A 17,123-nucleotide genomic window follows, 5' to 3' on the forward strand; every position below is an offset into this window, starting at 1 on the left:
CGGCCGTTCGACGCCGCCCAGGCCTACTTCGCCATCATGGCCTTCTGCGACTTCATGTAATGCATGCAGGCGCTCTTCATCTTGCCATTGCTCATGTCGGCGTTGGCCATGGCCATTTCCTTGTTCGACGCCATCTTGGCCGGGGTATCGGGCGCGCCCATCATCGCGGCGGACTTCATCATGTTGTCCTTGGTGCACGCCATCATCGCGGCAGATGCCGGGGACAGCGAAAGGGTGAAGGCGACCAAGGCTGCGGCCGTGAGCAAGATCTTCATCGAAAGTCTCCTCCGTAAAACAAAACCGGCGTCATGCCGGCCTTCGCAATTACGTACTCTCTCGCGCCGACGTTTCGCGGAGAAGACAATTTTCTTGCTGCGGTGCGAAGACGGAGGGCCTAGCGGCCATCCTTCGGTGCCTTGGGCCGGTCACCAAGGCTTCCGGTGGCGACCTCGGGCTCGCACAAGGCCTTGCCGCGCCTCTCCGCCTGGCAGCGATAGATGCTGCCGGTGAGGCGGTCGACCAGCCACACGTTCTCCTCGGTCGGACCTTCGAGCCCGACATAACGCGAGGTCAGCCCGGTGATCAGCGTCGACAGCAGGATCGCCACCGCGATCATGGCTGCACCGACATAGATGGGCATCGAGTTCAGGGACACTGTCCGATCCGGCGGGCCACCGCGATAGAATTGATAGTCACGTTGATAGTCGTTGGGCCTCGGCACTGGACGGAACTCGGCTCCTTCGTTCGCGATTGCAGGGCAAGCGCCCTGCTATGCGGGCATCTTGCCGATTTCTTGTTCGCGGCCGGGCCACGCGGCGACGGCTTTGCGACGATCGGTGTGCGGAGGCTTCGGTCCAAGAGCCCGTGCACCTCAACGTGATTTCAAGCACACCGGGCCCGCCGCCGCGTGAACCTATCCCGCGGAGATTGCGACCACTGCTATTGGACGATCGGCCCTGCCTCCCGAGCGGCCGCGAAACGTGCCGGTCCGCCACGCCGGAACGCCGGGACATACTCGAAAAATGAGCCTGGAAGCAGTTGTGGCCACCGTGACCAAGGTCACATCAGGGCCTTTGAACCCGCCCTATGCTCGCAGCATCAAATCGCCATCAGGCGTAATAACGAGGATACGACAATGAGCCGTTTTGATAAGTTCTTTGGACTGAAGGCGATTGCTTTCTCGGCCGCGCTGTCGATGACGGCCGGCGTGGCTCTTGCCGGCGACAACAACGTCTCCACCGGCCAGATCCTGGATGCGCTGAAGCCGAAGCCGGCGACCCGCGGCCTGTCCGTCGATTCGCAGCCCGACGCGGCCGCGCAGGCCAAGGAAGCGACGTTCCTGAGTACCTTGCGCAACCGCTCGACCCGCTCGCTCTCGACGGGCGAGCGCGAGCAGATCGCCGAGCTCGCGGCGACCAAGCCGAAGATCGACCTGGAAATCCAGTTCGACTACAACTCGGCCGATATCGCCAAAACCTCGATGCCGTCGGTGCAGGCGCTCGGCAAGGCCCTGTCCGATCCGGCGCTCAAGGGTTCGACCTTCGTGGTCGCTGGCCACACCGACGCGATCGGCGGCGAAGAATACAATCAAGGACTCTCCGAGCGGCGCGCCGACACCATCAAGAAGTACCTGGTGCAGAACTACGGCCTCAACGGCACAGATCTCGTTACCGTCGGCTACGGCAAGACCAAGCTGAAGGATACCGCCAACGGCGCCGACCCGATCAATCGCCGCGTCCAGGTCGTGAACATGGACACCAAGACCGCGTCGAAATAACTCGCCATCATCGCTCGAAACACGCCGCCTGCCGCCTCGGCAGGCAGCGATGTCATATCCAGCTCTGGAACAGCATCAGCCGGCCGAAAGTCCGCATCGAGGTGCCGATGAAGGCCGCCGAGATCGGCAGCATGACCGCAAAACCGATCCCCGCCACGCCGACATAGACCCAAAGCAGCCAGCGCGGCAGGCCGTCCCGGCGCAGTACGTAGACCAGGGCGAGCGACGCTGCGGTGGCGGCCGGCAGATAATAGTAGATGAAACCCAGCGTGCGCGGCAGCAACGCCCAGGCGAGCCAGGGACCGAAATAGAACGCCGCGATCAGGAACGCGTCCCAGCGGCGCTCGACGACGAAGTCGCGCAGCACGAGCGCGAGCGCGAGCAGAGCCGGCCACAACACCAGCGGATTGCCGAGGAAGACGACCGCGGAGACGTTGTCTTCCGCGATCTTGTCGAACAGGAACCACACCGGGCGCGCGAGCAGCGGCCAGGATGGCCATGAACTCATATAGGTGTGGCCGGCAATCGCGGTCGTGGTGTTGTCGGCGAAGATCCGGCGCTGCGCCTCGATCAGATCCGGCAACGACAATCCATAGAGCGGAACGAAAGCGGCAAGGTAAGCCACGGCGGGCAAGACGGCGAAGCACAGCGCGACATGATGCAGCCGGAGGCCGGGCCAAAGGTCCGGCCGATACCAGTCGTCCGGCTTCGGGTCGGCGAACAGCGTGCGCCAGCTCTGCATCAGGCGGATCATTGCAACGATCGCGATGCAGACGCCGAGCGGAAACAGGCCACTCCATTTGCAGGCTGCAGCACAGCCGAACAGGCTGCCGGCGAGCGCGAACAGCGCCTGCGGCCGCTCTCGTCGAAACCCGTGCATGAAGGCGGCGGTCGCGAGCAGACCGAATCCGAGCGCAAAGATGTCGAGCATGGCGATGCGCGCCTGCACGTACAGCATCTGGTTGAGCCCCGCGATCAGCGCCGCCGCGATCGCGGGGCCTTGCCCCGAGAACAGCGCGAGGCCGCATAGATAGATCGCGACGATCGCCAATGCGCCTAACAATGTCGCGGGATAGCGCCAGCCAAGCGCGTTGTCGCCGAAGGCCGCGATCGAGATCGCGATCAGCTCCTTGCCCAGCGGCGGATGCATCGGATTGAGCATCGGTTGCGACATCGCCGGCGCCAGCATCTGCCGCGCCGCCGGCACGTAGTGCACCTCATCGAAGACGAACTTCTCCGGCGTCGTCAGTCCGATCAGCAGCGCGAGATGCGCGACCAGGAAAATCGCGACAGCGATCACTGCGCTTCGCGACATCATCGGAACCGCGGACAATTCGAGCGGCTGCTGAGGGGATATTTTGCGTGGCAAATTTGCGTCACCGCGGACAAAAATAGAAGTCTCGTTTTTCATTGAACGCATTCTGCCGCAACTGTCACTAAGCATGACGCACGTCCCGCGCCGCTTGTGATAATTCCGCCACATCACAAGCACGCGCGATCCGGTACGATCAGGGACATATCGATCGGTTGCGAAATGAATTTGCGTTTCTGGCTTTTCCCCACCCTGTTGTCGGCGGCACTCGGCGCCGCGCCCTGCGCAATGGCGCAGACGCGCATCGGCGAAGCCGTCGTGATCCGGAACGAGGTGGTGCGCGTCGCCGCGGCCACCACGCCGATCAATGTCGGCGACAGCATGCTGCGCGACGAGACCGTGCGCACCGGCGCCGACAGCGCTGCGCGCTTCGTGATGGCCGACAGCACCAATCTGTCACTCGGTCCCAGCGCCACGCTGAAGCTCGACCGCACCGTCTTCAACGACGAGCACAGCTATCGCGACGTCGCGATCCGCATGACCACGGGCGCATTCCGTTTCGTCACCGGACACTCCGAGAAGACCGCCTACAAGATCACGACGCCGCTTGCGACCATCGGCGTGCGCGGTACCACGCTCGACATCCTCTCGCAGCGCGGACGCTCCGTCGTCGTGCTTCAGGACGGCGCGGCCAGCGTCTGCACGACGAGCTTCCAGTGCGTGCAGCTGACCCAGCCGGGCGACACTGCAATCATCACCTCGACCGGCGGCAAGGTCAGCATCACCAAAACCAACTCGCCGCCTTGGACCTTCGCCGCCAACTGCGCCGCAAGTGCCGGGCTGTGCGCGGTGAACCAGTATGCCGACGCCTCGCCGACCATCACGCCCGCCGTCCATGACGACGGCATGCTGTGCGGGCGCTGACGATGGCGAAATTCAACTTTCGGCTCTTCGTTCTCACCGGCCTGCTGACCGTGGTCGCTGCGCTTGCGTTTGTCGCACTTGAGATTCGTCCAGCGGCGGCTCAGGGGACCTGCGAAATCGAATGCGGCGAGCCGACGCCTGACCCGAGCTATTCACCGTCCCCAACGCCGACATATTCTCCTTCGCCCTCTCCTTCGCCGAGCCCCTATCCCTCGCCCTCGCCCTCGCCGAGTCCAAGTCCATCACCGAGCCCGACGCCGACCGGCGCAGATTCCAGCGGCAATTCGATCGGCGGTCTCGCGGGCCAGCGCTTCAACCAGATGATCACCAACCGGGTGCTCGGCACGGTGCTGCTCGGCGTCAACGAGCAGGTCAATTGCAGCGACTGCATCAGCGCATTCGGCTCGGCCGGCTCGTTCTCGGCCGGCATCCACGGCCGCAAGGAATTGACCAACAATTTGTCGCTGCTCGCCGGCATCGCCTACACGCAATACAACGAGGGCGGCTACAAGATCACGAGCGCACCGATCGGCGCCTTCGCGCTGCGCTATGACTTCACCGACTGGGGCTCGTCGCGTCCGTTCTTCGACGTCGGCACGATCCTGACGCCGTGGGAGAAGGCGCGCTACACCCGCAGCTACGACACCAGCCTCGGCCCGGTGAGCGTGACGAGCTCGACCAACGCCTCGAACTACGCGGTCTACGGCCGCGCCGGCTGGATCAGCCGCGTGTCACCGCGCGACGAAGTCGCAGCCTCGATCGAGGTCTGGCAGCTCTGGCAGCGCGTGTCCGGCTATAGCGACAATGCGGTGGCATTCAATCCATTCGACGCCACTATCGCGACCGGCACCGACCGCACCAGCCTGGTCAAGATCGGCGGGCAGTGGACGCATCTGTTCGGCAGCAACATCGAGACCAATGTCAACGGTGGCTGGGTGCAGTCGTTCGCAAGCCACAGCGGCATCGTCGCCACCGTGACCGGCAACGGCGTGGTGGTGCCGACCATGGGCAACCAGGGCTGGTTCGAATATGGCGGCCGCCTCGGTTTCCGCGTGCAAAAGGGCTGGATCGTGGATCTCTTCGCCAACGGCACGCTGGGCCCGCAGCCGGTGGGCAACACCATCCACGGCGGCGTCGGGCTAAGGATCAATTATTAGCTGCAGGCGCGGTCTCGTAGGGTGGGCAAAGCGAAGCGTGCCCACTAACTCCCTCACGCAGGGATGGATGGTGGGCACGGCGCAAGAGCGTCCTTGCCCACCCTACGACACCTGTGTCGGCTCACGCCGCCGACTTGCCCTCGAACGCGCGCCGCAACGCGTCGACATCCAGCTTCACCATCTTCATCATCGCCTGCATCGCGCGTGCAGCCGCCGCCCTGTCCGGGCTCGACAGGAATTCGAACATCACCTTCGGCACCACCTGCCAGGCCACGCCCCAGCGATCCCTGAGCCAGCCGCACTGCTCTTCCTTGCCGCCATGAGCGAGGAAGGCATTCCAGACGCTATCGACCTGGGTCTGGTCGTCGCAATGGATCATCAGCGAGATGGCGTGGGTGTACTCCATCTTCATGCCGCCGTTGAGCGCGACCAGGGGCTGCCCGGCCACCGTGAACTCGACGACCAGCACGGAGCCTTCCTTGCCGGATGGACCGTCCGAGACGTTGCGCTGGACGTGCGTGATTGCCGAATTCGGCACGAGCGCGGTGTATAACTTCGCGGCTTCCTCGGCATCGCCGTTGAACCACATGCAGGGGACGACCTTAGGCATCGTGAATGCTCCTCTTGGATTTAGTGTTCGGGGGACGGCGGTCAGGCATTGGCCATCGCGGGCTGCGGAGGGACAGCCGCCATGTCGAGCCAGTTCACGCCCCACATGTGGCCATCCGGATCCTCGAAGCTGCGGCCGTACATGAAGCTGTATTCGTCCTTGGGGCTGGGATCGGCCACCCCGCCAGCGGCGTCGGCCTTGCCGACGATCTCGTCGACCTCGTTGCGGGTGTCGGCGGACAGGCAGAACAGAGCCTGGTTCGAAGTCTTTGCATCGGCGATCGGCTTCGGCGTGAACTGACGGAATTTGTCGTGGGTCGTCAGCATCGCGTAGATGGTCTCGGAAAAGACCATGCAGCTCGCCGTATCGTCGCTGAATTGCGGGTTTCGGGTCGCGCCGATCGCCTCATAAAAGGCAGTCGCGCGCTTGAGGTCGGTCACTGGCAGATTGAGGAAGATCATCCTGGGCATCGGAAGCTCCTTGGGCGGGGTTCTGCCCAAGGACGGATGGGCCGACAGCCATCCGACAGCGCTTCCGGATATTTTTTCAGCCCCTGGGGACGATCGGCCGCCCCCCAGGGCAGTCTTACTTCTTCTCGTTCGGATCCCGATGCACCGGATCGATCCACAGCACGGTCTCGGGCTTCTCGACGGGTTCGATGTCGAGGTTGATCGCCACGGCCTCGCCGTCGCTTCGCACCAGCACGCATTCCAGCACCTCGTCGGGGCTCGCGTTGATCTCCTGGTGCGGCACGTAGGGCGGGACGAAAATGAAATCGCCGGGGCCAGCCTCCGCAGTGAATTGCAGGCTCTCGCCCCAGCGCATCCGCGCCTTGCCCTTCACCACGTAGATGACACTTTCGAGATGGCCGTGGTGATGCGCGCCGGTCTTGGCATCGGGCTTGATGCTGACCGTGCCTGCCCACAACTTCTGCGCGCCGACGCGCGCGAAATTGATCGCGGCCGCGCGGTCCATGCCGGCCGTCGACGGCACGTTGGTATCGAGCTGATTGCCGGGAATGACGCGCACGCCGTCATGTTTCCAGCGATCGTCGTGATCGTGGTCATGGTGGGAATGCGAATGGTCATGGTGGGAATGCGAATGGTCATGGCCGGTCATGGGACTTGCTTTCTGTTGGTTCCGTGCGCGGCAAACTAACCCGAAGCCGCGCCGGCGAGCCATACCAAAATCGGAACCCTCATAGCTGCGGGACGTTACCTTTGCGAGCAAAATGCAAGGAGAGTTTCATGGGCAGCACGACCGACAAGATCAAGGGCAACGCCAACGAAGCGATCGGCAAGGCCAAGCAGGGCATCGGTGAAGCCACCGGTTCCGACCGCATGAAGGGCGAAGGCGCGGTCCAGGAAGTGAAGGGCAAGGGCCAGCAGGCCATGGGCGATGCCAAGGACGCCGCCAAGGACGCGATCGATCGCGCCGCGGCATCCGCAAAGCGCGCGGCGGAGTGACTCGCGTAGAAGCTGAAAGCGAAAAGACCGGCCGAAAGGCCGGTCCTTTTGTTTTGTCTTGCTCACTTCGTCATGGCCGGGCTTGTCCCGGCCAACCACGTCTTCGCATGCGGTATAAGAACGTGGATGCCCGGGACAAGCCCGGGCATGACGACGTGGAAACGTCAGTTACTTCACCGCGAGCAATTCCACGTCGAACATCAGCGTCGCATTCGGCGGGATCACGCCGCCGGCGCCGCGCGCGCCGTAGCCGAGCTGCGGCGGGATGATCAGCGTGCGCTTGCCGCCGACCTTCATGGAGGCAACGCCCTCGTCCCATCCGGCGATGACGCGGCCCTTGCCGATCGGGAATTCGAACGGCTCCTTGCGATCGACGGAGCTGTCGAATTTCTTGCCCTTCTGGCCGTTCTCATAGAGCCAGCCGGTGTAGTGCATCACGCAGATCTGGCCGGGCTGCGGCGAGGCGCCGGTGCCGACGGTGGAATCGATGATCTGCAAGCCTGAAGCTGTGGTCATGGTCTTTCCTGCGGTCTGGGCCGAGGCCGTGGTGGAAACGAAATGCGACACGCCTGCGATCACGGTGATCGCGAGCGCCGACATCAGGGTGAGGAGCGCGCGCTGGAAACGCTGCATAAAGACACCTTCCGTTTGTGGCGGGAGGTGTCTAGCGCAACGCGGGTGGGGTTTCCACCCCTCACACCTCGATATTTTCCAGCCGAACCGGGAGCTTGCGGATGCGCTGGCCAGTGGCGTGGTGGATCGCGTTGCAGATGGCCGCATTGGTGCCGACATTGGCGAGCTCGCCGACACCCTTCACGCCGACTGGATTGATGTGGTCATCCTGCTCCGACAGCAGAATGACCTCGACGTCGGCGACGTCCGCATTCACGGGCACGAGGTAGTCGGCGAGATTGTCGTTGACGTAACGCGCATTGCGTTCGTCGATCTCGGTGGCCTCCAGCAGCGCCGACGACATGCCCCAGATCAGCCCGCCCATCAGCTGGCTGCGCGCGGTGCGCGGGTTCATGATGCGGCCCGCAGCGAAGGCGCCGACCAGGCGGGGGCAGCGAATCTCGTGCGTGAAGCGATTGACGCGAACCTCGACGAACTCCGCGCCGAACGCATAGGCGATCTGGTCCTTCATTGCGTGACCGCCCACGAGCCGCACCTGCCCGCTATGCATGGCGCGGAAGGAATCCAGCGGCGCGCCTTCCGGCTTCCACTCGCCATATTCCTCGACGACGCCAACACCGAGCGCGTCGAACGCCTTCTCCAGGTCGAGCGGCCGGTCGCCCTTCGCCGCCTGCGTGGCCGGCGTCTGGCCGATGCCCACGGTCTCCTTGGCCTTGTCCGTCAGGCTTTGGCTGGGCATCACCGCCTTGAACAGGCGCTGCCGGATCTGATCGCACACCATCGTCACCACGGAGCAGGTGCTGGCCGTGGAGTTCGAGCCTCCGGCAACGGGCGCCGGCGGCAGATCGCTGTCGCCGATGAAGACCGCGACCTTCTCCAGCGGCACGCCGAGCCTTTCGGCCGCAGTCTGGGCAATGACGGTGTAGGCGCCGGTCCCGATTTCGTGGCCGGCGATCTCGACGCGGGTGCGGCCGTCGCGCTGCAGACGTACGCGTGCTGCGGCGGGTCCCATCTGCGTCGGATAGCAGGTTGCGGCACAGCCATAGCCGATCAGCCAATCCCCGTCCGACATCGACTTCGGCTGAGGCGAGCGCTGCGCCCAGCCGAACGCCTTGGCGGCCTCGTCGAAACAGGCCATCAGCGAGCGCGAGGTGTAGGGCTTGCCACTGATGGGCTCGTTGGTGGTGTCGTTGATGCGGCGAAGCTCGACCGGATCCATGTTCAGCTTGACCGCGAGCTCGTCCATGGCGCTTTCCAGCGCGAACAGATACGGCACCTCCGGCGGCGAGCGCATGAAGCCGGGCGTGTTGCGGTCGGCCCGAACGATCGAAACGAGACTATCGACATTCGGACAGGCATAGAGCCGCGTCGTCGTCTTGGTGCCGCCGACGCAATAGGCGTCAGGCCGTGAAGACACCTCGGCGCCCTCGTGCCTGAGCGCGACCAGCTTGCCGTCGCGGCGCGCACCGAGCTTGATCTCGTGGCGGGTCTCTGCACGATAGGTGGCGATGGTAAAGCCCTGGTCGCGGGTCGGGACCAGCTTGACCGGCCGGTTCAGGCGCTTGGCAATGCCGGCGATGATGGCGGTGCGGGGCGTCATCGAGCCGCGCGAGCCGAAGCCGCCACCGACATAGGGATTGACCACGCGCACCTTGTCGGCGTCGATGCCGAGCTGTTCGGCGACGCCGTACTTCAGGCCGTAGACGAACTGGCTTGGCTCGTAGATGACGAGCTCGTCGCCCATCCAGGCGCAGCTCGTCGAGAACAGCTCCATCGGATTGTGATGCTGGGTCGGCGTCTCGTAGGAGGCGGTCAGCTTGACCTCGGCCTCGTCGAACGCCTTGGCGAAATCGCCGACTTTCGGGTCTTCCTTGAACTGGGCATTCTGCCCCGTCGCAGCCGCAACGGTCGTCCCCGGCGAATCGAAGGTCGCGGTTGGCGCAGAGGCCGTGTAGCTGACCTTGACGCGGTTGGCGGCCTCGCGCGCCGCCTCGTAGGTTTCGGCAACGACCACCGCGATGATCTGGCCGTCATGGGCGATCTCGGCCGTCTTCAGCGGCTGGATCGTCGTGCCCGCATAGCCGCCATTGCTGAAGAGCTTCGAGTCCTTCAGCTTCGGTGCGTTCTCGTGGGTGACGACATCGATCACGCCGCGGACACGCCTGGCATCATCGAGATCGAAGCTGTCGATCCGCCCCTTGGCGATGGCGCTGGTGACGAGGAACGCATAGGCGGGGTCGACGAGCGGCATGTCGGACGCGTAGGTCGCGCGTCCCGTCACCTTTACGACCGCGTCATAGCGCGGCACAGGCTGGCCCATGTTCGTCTTCGGCTCGGGAGCAGCAGCGGTCATGATCAGATCTCCATCGTTACGGCCTGCTGGAGCGCACGTGCCACGACGCGCTTGCCGAGCGCGATCTTGAAGCTGTTCTGCCGACGCCCCTTGGCGTCCGCGAAGGCGGCATCGGCAACACGCTGCGCCAGGCCGTCATCGAATTTCTGTCCTTTCAATAGCGCCTCCGCCTCGCGCGCCCGCCAGGGCACGGTGGCGACGCCGCCGAGCGCAACACGCGCGTCCCTGATCATGCCGTCCTGTACGTCGAGGGCGACAGCCGCCGAGGACAGCGCGAACTCGTAGGACTGCCGGTCGCGCGCCTTGAGATACACCGAACGGGGCCAGCGTCCGGAAATGGAGAACGCCGAGATCAGCTCACCCGGTTGCAGCGTGGTCTCGATCTCGGGTGTGTTACCGGGCGTCTTGTGCAGCTGGGCAAAGGGCAGGCTGCGGGCACCGGATTTTCCGGTGATTTCGACGATTGCATCCAGAGCGATCAGCGCCTGCGCGAAATCGCCGGGATAGGTCGCGATGCACTGGTCGGAAACGCCGAGCACCGCATGCATGCGGTTGACGCCGTCCATGGCGGCGCAGCCGGAGCCGGGATTGCGCTTGTTGCAATTCTCGTAGGACACGTCGCGGAAATAGCTGCAACGCGTTCGCTGCATCACGTTGCCGCCGAGCGTCGCCATGTTGCGCAACTGGGCGCTGGCCGCCAGCTTCAGGGAATTGGCGATGACCGGATAATTGCGCTGGATCTCATCGTGCGCGGCAACATCCGACATCTTCGCGAGCGCGCCGAGGCGCACGCCGTCGCCCTTGGGCTCAATCGCCGACCAGTCGCGTGCGAGCGGATTGATGTCGACGAGCGCGGCGGGCCGCATCACGTCGAGCTTCATCAAATCGATCAGCGTGGTGCCGCCGGCGAGCGGCTGCGCGCGGGCCTGGGTCAGCGGATTGTTCGCGGCCGCAGCGGCGCTGAGCGCCTGCACGGCCGTATCAGGGTCTGTTGCCCTTTGATATGAAAACGGTCGCATGCGCCTAGCCTTTCATGATCTCGGGCGCGGCCTGCTTTACCGCCGCGACGATGTTGGGATAGGCGGCACAGCGGCAGATATTTCCGCTCATATATTCGCGGATGTCGGCCTCGCTCTTGGCATGGCCCTCCTTGACGCAGGCAATTGCGGACATGATCTGGCCGGGCGTGCAATAGCCGCACTGGAACGCGTCGTTGTCGATGAAGGCCTGCTGCATCGGATGCAGGCGATCGTCGGTAGCGAGGCCCTCGATCGTCGTGATCTCCTGCCCCTCGGCCGCGAGCGCGAGCGTCAGGCACGACACCACCCGCCGGTCGTCGATCAGCACCGTACAGGCGCCGCACTGGCCGTGGTCGCAGCCCTTCTTGCTCCCCGTGAGCTTGAGATGGTCGCGCAGCGCATCGAGCACCGTAGTTCGTGCGTCGACGTGCAGGCGCTTGTCCTTGCCGTTGACGCGCAACGTGACGTCGACGGGAAGTGCCGGATCCTGTGCAGCTGGGGCCCTGGCCTCCTCTGCGGCCGCGCGCGCCGTGATCGGGACGAGTACACTGCCGGCCGCCCCCGCCATGAAGGCGCGCCGATCGAATGCTGATTGTTTGGAACTTGATGAATCGGACATCGACGCCTCCGCCGCTGATCTTCAAAGCAGCGCACGCCTGCACCGCTCATCGCCCCTTAACCTGAAGCAATGAGCTCCGTTCCGAACGGGAAAGGGCGATGCGGCAAATGCCGCATCGCCCTTCGTCAACTTTTCCTGATCTCGCGCGGGGAACTAGCGCTGGCGATCAATAACCCAACGCGCAGCCGTCCTTACGCGGATCGGAACCGCCGGTGAGCGTGCCCTTGTCCCAATCGATCCAGATCGCCTGGGCGCCGCCGAGCGGACCAACCACGCTGGTGGTCTTGTGGCCGAGCTTCTGCAGGCCCTGGACGATTGCGGCCGGCACGCCGTCCTCGAGCTGATACTGGCCCTCGTAGTGCAGGCCGCGCGGCATGTCGATCGCCTCCTGCACGTCGCAGCCGTAATCGAGGATGTTGGTCAACAGATGGGTCTGGCCGGTCGGCTGGTACTGTCCGCCCATCACGGCGAACGGCATCACGGAGCGGCCGCCCTTGGTCAGCAGACCCGGCATGATCGTGTGCAGCGGGCGCTTGCCACCTTCGATGCAGTTGGGATGACCCGGCTGGATGCGGAAACCGCCGGCGCGGTTCTGGAACAGGACGCCGGTCTTGTTCGAGACGATGGCCGAGCCGAAGGAATGCGCGACCGAGTTGATGAACGAGCAGACGTTGCGGTCCTTGTCGACGACGGTGATGTAGATCGTCGACGGATTCATCGGCGGTGCGACGTTCGGCAGGTCGAGCATGCCGTCCATGCGGATCTTGCTGATGTACTCGTCGGCAAAACCCTTCTCGAGCATCTCGGCGACGTTGATCTTCATGTGCTCGGGAGAGGCGACATGCATCTCGCGGTTCATGTAGGCGATGCGCGCGGCTTCCGCCTCGAGATGGAAACGCTCGACGCTGACGGGCGCGTACTTGGTCAGATCGAAGCGCGACAGAATGTTGAGCATCAAGAGCGCGGTGACGCCCGGGCCGTTCGGCGGGCACTGCCAGAAATCATAGCCCTTGTACATGGTGCCGATCGGCGTCGTCGTCTCGGTGGTATGCGCGGCGAAATCGTCGAGCGTGTGCAGGCCGCCGATCCCACGCAGAGTCTCGACCAGGTCTTCCGCGATCGGGCCCTTGTAGAAGGCATCGCGGCCGTCCTTGGCGATCGCGCGCAGAGTCTTGCCGAGCTCGGGCTGACGGATGACGTCGCCGGCCACCGGCGGCTTGCCGCCCGGCAACAGGTAGCGGGCGGTGTTGGTGCCGGCCTTCAGTTTCTCGAACTGGTTCTTCCAGTCGAAGGCGACGCGGGGCGCGACGACGTAACCTTCCTCGGCTGCCTTGATCGCGGGCTGGAGCAGGCGGTCGAAGCCGAACTTGCCGTGATCGCGCAAGACGGTGGCGAAGGCATCGACCACGCCGGGGATCGAGACCGCATGCGCCGAGGTCAGCGGCACGGAGTTGATCTTGCGTTCGAGATACCAGTCGGCGCTCGCCGCCTTCGGCGCGCGGCCGGAGCCGTTATAGGCGACGATCTTGCCCTCGCCGCGCGGCTGGACCAGCGCAAAACAGTCTCCGCCGATACCGGTCGATTGCGGCTCGATCACGCCGAGCACCGCCGAGCCCGCCACGGCCGCGTCCACCGCCGTGCCGCCCTCACGCAGCACCTCGATCGCCGCGAGCGAGGCCTGCGGGTGCGAGGTCGCAACCATAGCGTTGGTGGCGTGGACCGTGGACCTGCCGGGGAAATGGAAGTTTCTCATCGAATTTCTTGCTTTCTTGGCGTGGGCGCAGGTGGCGCGCCATCTCGGGAAAAACCGGGTCTACATGACACATTCCCGCGGCCCTCGGCAATGCTGGCATACCAGAGAAATGGCTGCCATCCGCTGGGCGTATAGACCTTCGAGGCCGGCGGCATGTGGGTTTTCCGAGCGGCGGTCGCCTGCTAAACGAGCCGCCATGTCTGATCCGAATTCGGTTACCAAGGTCGCCGCCTTCTACCAATTCGCCGCCCTCCCGGATTACCGCGAGCTGCGCGAGCCCCTGCGCGCGTTCTGCGCCGACCTTGAGCTGAAGGGCAGCGTGCTGCTGGCGCAGGAGGGCATCAACGGCACCCTCGCCGGCGCGCCGGAGGCGATTACCGCCCTCGCCCATGAGCTGGCGCGCGGCGGCATGTTCGGCGGCAGGCTCGACAATCTCGAATTGAAATTCTCGACCGCCGAAGCCATGCCGTTCGGGCGGCTCAAAGTGCGGTTGAAGAAGGAGATCGTCACGCTCGGCGATGCGGCTGCCGATCCGACCCGTCAGGTCGGCACCTACGTCGATGCGAGCGAATGGAACGCGCTGATCTCTGCGCCCGACACGCTGCTGCTCGACACCCGCAACGCCTTTGAGGTGGCGATGGGCACGTTCGAGGGCGCGATCGACCCCGGCATCAGGAGCTTTGGCCAGTTCAAGGATTTTGCCGCAATCAAGCTCGACCCGGCAAAGCACCGCAGGATCGCGATGTTCTGCACCGGCGGCATCCGCTGCGAGAAGGCGAGCGCGCATCTGCTCGCGCGCGGCTTTGCCGAGGTCTATCACCTCAAAGGCGGCATCCTCAAATATCTGGAAGAGGTGCCGGAGGCGCAGAGCCGCTGGCGCGGCGAATGCTTCGTGTTCGACGAGCGCGTCGCGCTCGGCCACGGTCTGCGCGAACGGAATAAGGACGCAACGCGTGACGAATGACATCAAGACGCTGAGCGAGCGCATCGACACGCTGGAGACGCGCCTCGCCTATCAGGACGACACGATCGAGACGCTGAACCAGACCATCACCGCGCAGTGGAAGCAGATCGACGTGCTGACGCGGAAGATCGCGGAGCTCGGCGAGCGGCTGCAGGAGGCCGAGGTCAATGCGCCCGGACCTGCCAACGAGCCTCCGCCGCATTACTGAGCTCTGGTCCCCCCCGGCGTCCTACTGACCGGACGCCCGGGGCATCAAATTCATGAGCTCGCCGGACATCATCAGCCGGTCGCGGCCTGCCTCCTTGGCGGCATAGAGCGCCCGGTCGGCAGCCTCAACCAGCGAGGTCACGCCGGCCGTGCGCTCCAGCGCCGGCCGGCAAGTCGCACCGCCGACCGAGGCGGTGACACATCCAGACGCCAGATTGCTGCCATGAACGAGGCCGGCCTCGTGAATGGCCTTGAGGATCCGGTCGCCGACCAGGGCGCAGCCGTCGGCATCGGTGTTCGGCAGCAGCATGGCGAATTCCTCGCCGCCATAGCGCGCCGCCAGATCGCCGGCGCGCTGCGTCTCGGCCGCGATGATCTTTGCGACCACACGCAGGCAGGCATCGCCCGCGGGGTGGCCGTATTCGTCGTTATAGGCCTTGAAATGATCGACATCGATCATCAGCAAAGCGAGGCTGGAGCGGTCGCGATAGGCCCGCGCCCATTCCTCCTTCAACCGCTCATCGAAGCGGCGGCGGTTGGCAAGGCCGGTGAGGCTGTCCTCGATCGCCAGCGTCTCGAGCCTGGTTTCCAGCTTCTTGTGCTCGGTGATGTCACGGGAGATCGCGACCACGCCGTCGACGCGGCCGTTGTCCTTGCGCGTCACCCGCATGGTCGATTCCAGCCAGACTTCGCCGTTCTGCCGGGTCGAGTTGCGGTAGGTGAGGCGCGCCTCCTCCCGCTCGCCGCGCTTCATGGCGTCGACGATGGCCTGGACCGCCGGCAGATCCTCCGGATTGATGCCAGCCAGTGCCGGGGTGCCGATCAACTGGCTGGCGCGCCAGCCGACCACGCGCACGGACGAGGGCGAGACATAGCGCAGCCGCTCGTCGAGCCCGATGCGGGTCACCATGTCGCTGGAGCCTTCGGCGAGCAGGCGGAAATGCGCCTCTTTCTCGATCAGGGCCGCAGCCATTCTCTGGCCGCGCTGGAGCTGCCGCACCAGCACGGCGCCGATCACCGCGATCAGCATCACCAGCGCGAGCACGTAGAGCATGCGGGAGACGGCCGCGGCGCGCCAAGGCGCAAGCAACTCCTCCTTGTCGACAGTGGCGAGCAGAAGGAGCGGGAAACGGCTGCTGCGCTTGAAGAAGCTGACACGCTCGACACCGTCCAGCGGCGACTTGAAATGATAGGCGCCGCTCGGCCGTTGCAGGCCGGCGTCGCGGAACAACGGCTTGTCGGCAACGCTGTGTCCGACGAATGATTCGTTGCTGGGATTGCGCGCGATCATCAGGCCGTCGCCATGCGTGAGCGACACCGAGCTGTTGCGGCCGATCTCGAACTGCTCATAGAAATGCGAAAGATATCTTGAACTGATGGTCGCGAGCACCACGCCGCCGAAGCTGCCGTCGGGCTTGTTGAAGCGGCGCGACAGGGTGACGACCCATTCGCCGTCCAAGAGGCTCTTTACGGGACGGCCGACATGGGGCTCTCGTTTCGGGGAGAGCTGATGATAGCGGAAGAACGCATCGTCGCTGAGCGTCGAGCCGATCGTGCCAGGCGAGGTCAGCCAATTGCCCTGGTCGTCGATGATGGCGAGGCTGTGAATGCGCTCAACGGCCTTCTTGCGTACTTCCAGCAGGGTGCGCAGCTTGGCGATCGTGGCCGGTGCCGTGCCGTCCATCTCAAGCCGGCTGACGACGCCGACGACACCGGAATCCAGCAGATCGAGGCTGTCCTCGGCATGCTGGGTCAGCGACCGGGCGACGTTCGCCATCTCGGCCTCGGCGCCCCTGAGCACTGCATCGCGCGCAGCCCATTCGCGCCAGCCGCTGACGCCGAGGATGGTCGCGCAGGTCAGCACGACAAACGCCGCCGCGCGCAGCGGCAGACGGCTCCATCCGGTTCGTTGGGTTGCAGCGCTCATGCGGCAGGGGTCTCCGATGTTCCGGAACCTCTGCCGCTTCTGTTAGTGAACTCTGAAATCCCTACTGGAATACGCGGCGAATCCGCCCGTTCCCGGTAGTCCTACGGAGGCCGCAATCAGCGCATCGCTAACAAGATATTAGCGAGCCTATCGGAATCCGGCGTGCCTCGCGCTAGCTGAAGATCGCCTTGACCTTGTCCCAGAGCGAGGGACTGTCCGCCTCCGCATCGGCCTTCGAGGGCGTCGGCTGCGCCGCGCTCACGGGATCAGACGCTGGGAACGTATCCCTGAGCCCGGCATCGAGCTTGGACTGCCGGTCGGCGGCGAGCGCTTCACGCAGATCGTCGGCGTGCTTGTCATGCGGCGCAGGATTGAATCTCTCAGCCATGATCTCCTCCATCG

The 17,123-nt window shown here is 64.6% G+C and carries 19 protein-coding genes; 6 read left to right on the forward strand and 13 right to left on the reverse strand.

Annotated elements, in window-relative coordinates; all coding sequences use genetic code 11:
* Positions 1-23: 23 nt before the first annotated feature.
* Positions 24-275 (reverse strand): hypothetical protein, encoded by a 252-nt coding sequence (locus XH84_RS01235; protein ID WP_128916568.1) that lies wholly within the window; start codon positions 273-275, stop codon positions 24-26.
* Between the two features lie 119 nt (positions 276-394).
* Positions 395-640 carry a hypothetical protein gene (locus tag XH84_RS01240; RefSeq protein WP_128917151.1) on the reverse strand — a complete coding sequence of 82 codons (246 nt, stop codon included), beginning with the start codon at positions 638-640 and terminating at the stop codon, positions 395-397.
* 495 nt (positions 641-1,135) lie between these two features.
* Here XH84_RS01240 and XH84_RS01245 point away from each other — a divergent pair, with 495 nt between their 5' ends.
* Entirely contained in the window at positions 1,136-1,777 is a 642-nt protein-coding gene (locus tag XH84_RS01245; RefSeq protein WP_128916567.1) for an OmpA family protein, read from the forward strand.
* Between the two features lie 52 nt (positions 1,778-1,829).
* On the opposite strand, the gene XH84_RS01250 is transcribed toward XH84_RS01245, so the two are convergent.
* A complete protein-coding gene (locus XH84_RS01250) occupies positions 1,830-3,260 on the reverse strand; it encodes a phospholipid carrier-dependent glycosyltransferase (RefSeq protein WP_128916566.1) in 1,431 nt (476 codons plus the stop codon).
* A gap of 51 nt (positions 3,261-3,311) precedes the next feature.
* Here XH84_RS01250 and XH84_RS01255 point away from each other — a divergent pair, with 51 nt between their 5' ends.
* Positions 3,312-4,013 (forward strand): FecR family protein, encoded by a 702-nt coding sequence (locus XH84_RS01255; protein WP_164935880.1) that lies wholly within the window; start codon positions 3,312-3,314, stop codon positions 4,011-4,013.
* 2 nt (positions 4,014-4,015) lie between these two features.
* The gene (locus XH84_RS01260; protein ID WP_164935879.1) at positions 4,016-5,170 is read left to right on the forward strand and encodes a hypothetical protein; all 1,155 of its coding nucleotides are present in this window, start codon (positions 4,016-4,018) and stop codon (positions 5,168-5,170) included.
* A gap of 121 nt (positions 5,171-5,291) precedes the next feature.
* On the opposite strand, the gene XH84_RS01265 is transcribed toward XH84_RS01260, so the two are convergent.
* From XH84_RS01265 to XH84_RS01275, 3 genes are all read right to left on the reverse strand, one after another.
* A complete protein-coding gene (locus tag XH84_RS01265) occupies positions 5,292-5,780 on the reverse strand; it encodes a VOC family protein (RefSeq protein WP_128916563.1) in 489 nt (162 codons plus the stop codon).
* A 41-nt stretch (positions 5,781-5,821) separates the two neighbouring features.
* Entirely contained in the window at positions 5,822-6,250 is a 429-nt protein-coding gene (locus XH84_RS01270) for a VOC family protein (protein WP_128916562.1), read from the reverse strand.
* Between the two features lie 115 nt (positions 6,251-6,365).
* A complete protein-coding gene (locus XH84_RS01275; RefSeq protein WP_128916561.1) occupies positions 6,366-6,899 on the reverse strand; it encodes a cupin domain-containing protein in 534 nt (177 codons plus the stop codon).
* Positions 6,900-7,027: 128 nt separating this feature from the next.
* Between XH84_RS01275 and XH84_RS01280 the strand changes: the two genes are divergently transcribed.
* Positions 7,028-7,246, forward strand: a complete 219-nt coding sequence (locus XH84_RS01280) for a CsbD family protein (protein WP_128916560.1) — start codon at positions 7,028-7,030, stop codon at positions 7,244-7,246.
* 168 nt (positions 7,247-7,414) lie between these two features.
* Here XH84_RS01280 and XH84_RS01285 read toward each other — a convergent pair whose 3' ends face one another.
* The 5 genes from XH84_RS01285 to ggt form a co-directional block, all read right to left on the reverse strand.
* The gene (locus tag XH84_RS01285) at positions 7,415-7,879 is read right to left on the reverse strand and encodes an FKBP-type peptidyl-prolyl cis-trans isomerase (protein WP_018323238.1); all 465 of its coding nucleotides are present in this window, start codon (positions 7,877-7,879) and stop codon (positions 7,415-7,417) included.
* A 61-nt stretch (positions 7,880-7,940) separates the two neighbouring features.
* On the reverse strand, positions 7,941-10,232 hold the full coding sequence (locus XH84_RS01290; protein ID WP_128916559.1) for a xanthine dehydrogenase family protein molybdopterin-binding subunit: 2,292 nt from the start codon (positions 10,230-10,232) through the stop codon (positions 7,941-7,943).
* A 2-nt stretch (positions 10,233-10,234) separates the two neighbouring features.
* Complete coding sequence (locus XH84_RS01295; RefSeq protein WP_128916558.1) at positions 10,235-11,251, reverse strand: FAD binding domain-containing protein; 1,017 nt, start codon at positions 11,249-11,251, stop codon at positions 10,235-10,237.
* 4 nt (positions 11,252-11,255) lie between these two features.
* Positions 11,256-11,870, reverse strand: a complete 615-nt coding sequence (locus tag XH84_RS01300; RefSeq protein WP_128916557.1) for a (2Fe-2S)-binding protein — start codon at positions 11,868-11,870, stop codon at positions 11,256-11,258.
* A 166-nt stretch (positions 11,871-12,036) separates the two neighbouring features.
* Positions 12,037-13,623 carry a gamma-glutamyltransferase gene (gene ggt / locus XH84_RS01305; protein ID WP_128916556.1) on the reverse strand — a complete coding sequence of 529 codons (1,587 nt, stop codon included), beginning with the start codon at positions 13,621-13,623 and terminating at the stop codon, positions 12,037-12,039.
* A gap of 196 nt (positions 13,624-13,819) precedes the next feature.
* Between ggt and trhO the strand changes: the two genes are divergently transcribed.
* Together trhO and XH84_RS01315 are read left to right on the forward strand one after the other, a co-directional pair.
* Positions 13,820-14,587 carry an oxygen-dependent tRNA uridine(34) hydroxylase TrhO gene (trhO, locus tag XH84_RS01310; RefSeq protein WP_128916555.1) on the forward strand — a complete coding sequence of 256 codons (768 nt, stop codon included), beginning with the start codon at positions 13,820-13,822 and terminating at the stop codon, positions 14,585-14,587.
* Positions 14,577-14,795, forward strand: coding sequence for a SlyX family protein (locus XH84_RS01315; protein ID WP_128916554.1), 219 nt, complete (start codon positions 14,577-14,579; stop codon positions 14,793-14,795). Before trhO ends, XH84_RS01315 begins: the two co-directional genes overlap by 11 nt.
* Positions 14,796-14,816: 21 nt before the next feature.
* On the opposite strand, the gene XH84_RS01320 is transcribed toward XH84_RS01315, so the two are convergent.
* Together XH84_RS01320 and XH84_RS01325 are read right to left on the reverse strand one after the other, a co-directional pair.
* A complete protein-coding gene (locus XH84_RS01320; RefSeq protein ID WP_128916553.1) occupies positions 14,817-16,721 on the reverse strand; it encodes a sensor domain-containing diguanylate cyclase in 1,905 nt (634 codons plus the stop codon).
* Between the two features lie 172 nt (positions 16,722-16,893).
* Positions 16,894-17,109 (reverse strand): hypothetical protein, encoded by a 216-nt coding sequence (locus XH84_RS01325; RefSeq protein ID WP_164935878.1) that lies wholly within the window; start codon positions 17,107-17,109, stop codon positions 16,894-16,896.
* Positions 17,110-17,123: the final 14 nt, after the last annotated feature.

It is taken from the genome of Bradyrhizobium nanningense (genome assembly GCF_004114535.1).
In the GTDB taxonomy this organism is placed as follows: Bacteria; Pseudomonadota; Alphaproteobacteria; order Rhizobiales; family Xanthobacteraceae; genus Bradyrhizobium; species Bradyrhizobium nanningense.

Excerpts from the sequence above, each read along its gene's own strand:
- XH84_RS01235 (WP_128916568.1), bottom strand. The coding sequence starts at position 275 with ATGAAGATCTTGCTCACGGCCGCAGCCTTGGTCGCCTTCACCCTTTCG.
- XH84_RS01240 (WP_128917151.1), bottom strand. The coding sequence starts at position 640 with ATGCCCATCTATGTCGGTGCAGCCATGATCGCGGTGGCGATCCTGCTG.
- XH84_RS01245 (WP_128916567.1), top strand. The coding sequence starts at position 1,136 with ATGAGCCGTTTTGATAAGTTCTTTGGACTGAAGGCGATTGCTTTCTCG.
- XH84_RS01250 (WP_128916566.1), bottom strand. The coding sequence starts at position 3,260 with ATGTGGCGGAATTATCACAAGCGGCGCGGGACGTGCGTCATGCTTAGT.
- XH84_RS01255 (WP_164935880.1), top strand. The coding sequence starts at position 3,312 with ATGAATTTGCGTTTCTGGCTTTTCCCCACCCTGTTGTCGGCGGCACTC.
- XH84_RS01260 (WP_164935879.1), top strand. The coding sequence starts at position 4,016 with ATGGCGAAATTCAACTTTCGGCTCTTCGTTCTCACCGGCCTGCTGACC.
- XH84_RS01265 (WP_128916563.1), bottom strand. The coding sequence starts at position 5,780 with ATGCCTAAGGTCGTCCCCTGCATGTGGTTCAACGGCGATGCCGAGGAA.
- XH84_RS01270 (WP_128916562.1), bottom strand. The coding sequence starts at position 6,250 with ATGCCCAGGATGATCTTCCTCAATCTGCCAGTGACCGACCTCAAGCGC.
- XH84_RS01275 (WP_128916561.1), bottom strand. The coding sequence starts at position 6,899 with ATGACCGGCCATGACCATTCGCATTCCCACCATGACCATTCGCATTCC.
- XH84_RS01280 (WP_128916560.1), top strand. The coding sequence starts at position 7,028 with ATGGGCAGCACGACCGACAAGATCAAGGGCAACGCCAACGAAGCGATC.
- XH84_RS01285 (WP_018323238.1), bottom strand. The coding sequence starts at position 7,879 with ATGCAGCGTTTCCAGCGCGCGCTCCTCACCCTGATGTCGGCGCTCGCG.
- XH84_RS01290 (WP_128916559.1), bottom strand. The coding sequence starts at position 10,232 with ATGACCGCTGCTGCTCCCGAGCCGAAGACGAACATGGGCCAGCCTGTG.
- XH84_RS01295 (WP_128916558.1), bottom strand. The coding sequence starts at position 11,251 with ATGCGACCGTTTTCATATCAAAGGGCAACAGACCCTGATACGGCCGTG.
- XH84_RS01300 (WP_128916557.1), bottom strand. The coding sequence starts at position 11,870 with ATGTCCGATTCATCAAGTTCCAAACAATCAGCATTCGATCGGCGCGCC.
- ggt (WP_128916556.1), bottom strand. The coding sequence starts at position 13,623 with ATGAGAAACTTCCATTTCCCCGGCAGGTCCACGGTCCACGCCACCAAC.
- trhO (WP_128916555.1), top strand. The coding sequence starts at position 13,820 with ATGTCTGATCCGAATTCGGTTACCAAGGTCGCCGCCTTCTACCAATTC.
- XH84_RS01320 (WP_128916553.1), bottom strand. The coding sequence starts at position 16,721 with ATGAGCGCTGCAACCCAACGAACCGGATGGAGCCGTCTGCCGCTGCGC.
- XH84_RS01325 (WP_164935878.1), bottom strand. The coding sequence starts at position 17,109 with ATGGCTGAGAGATTCAATCCTGCGCCGCATGACAAGCACGCCGACGAT.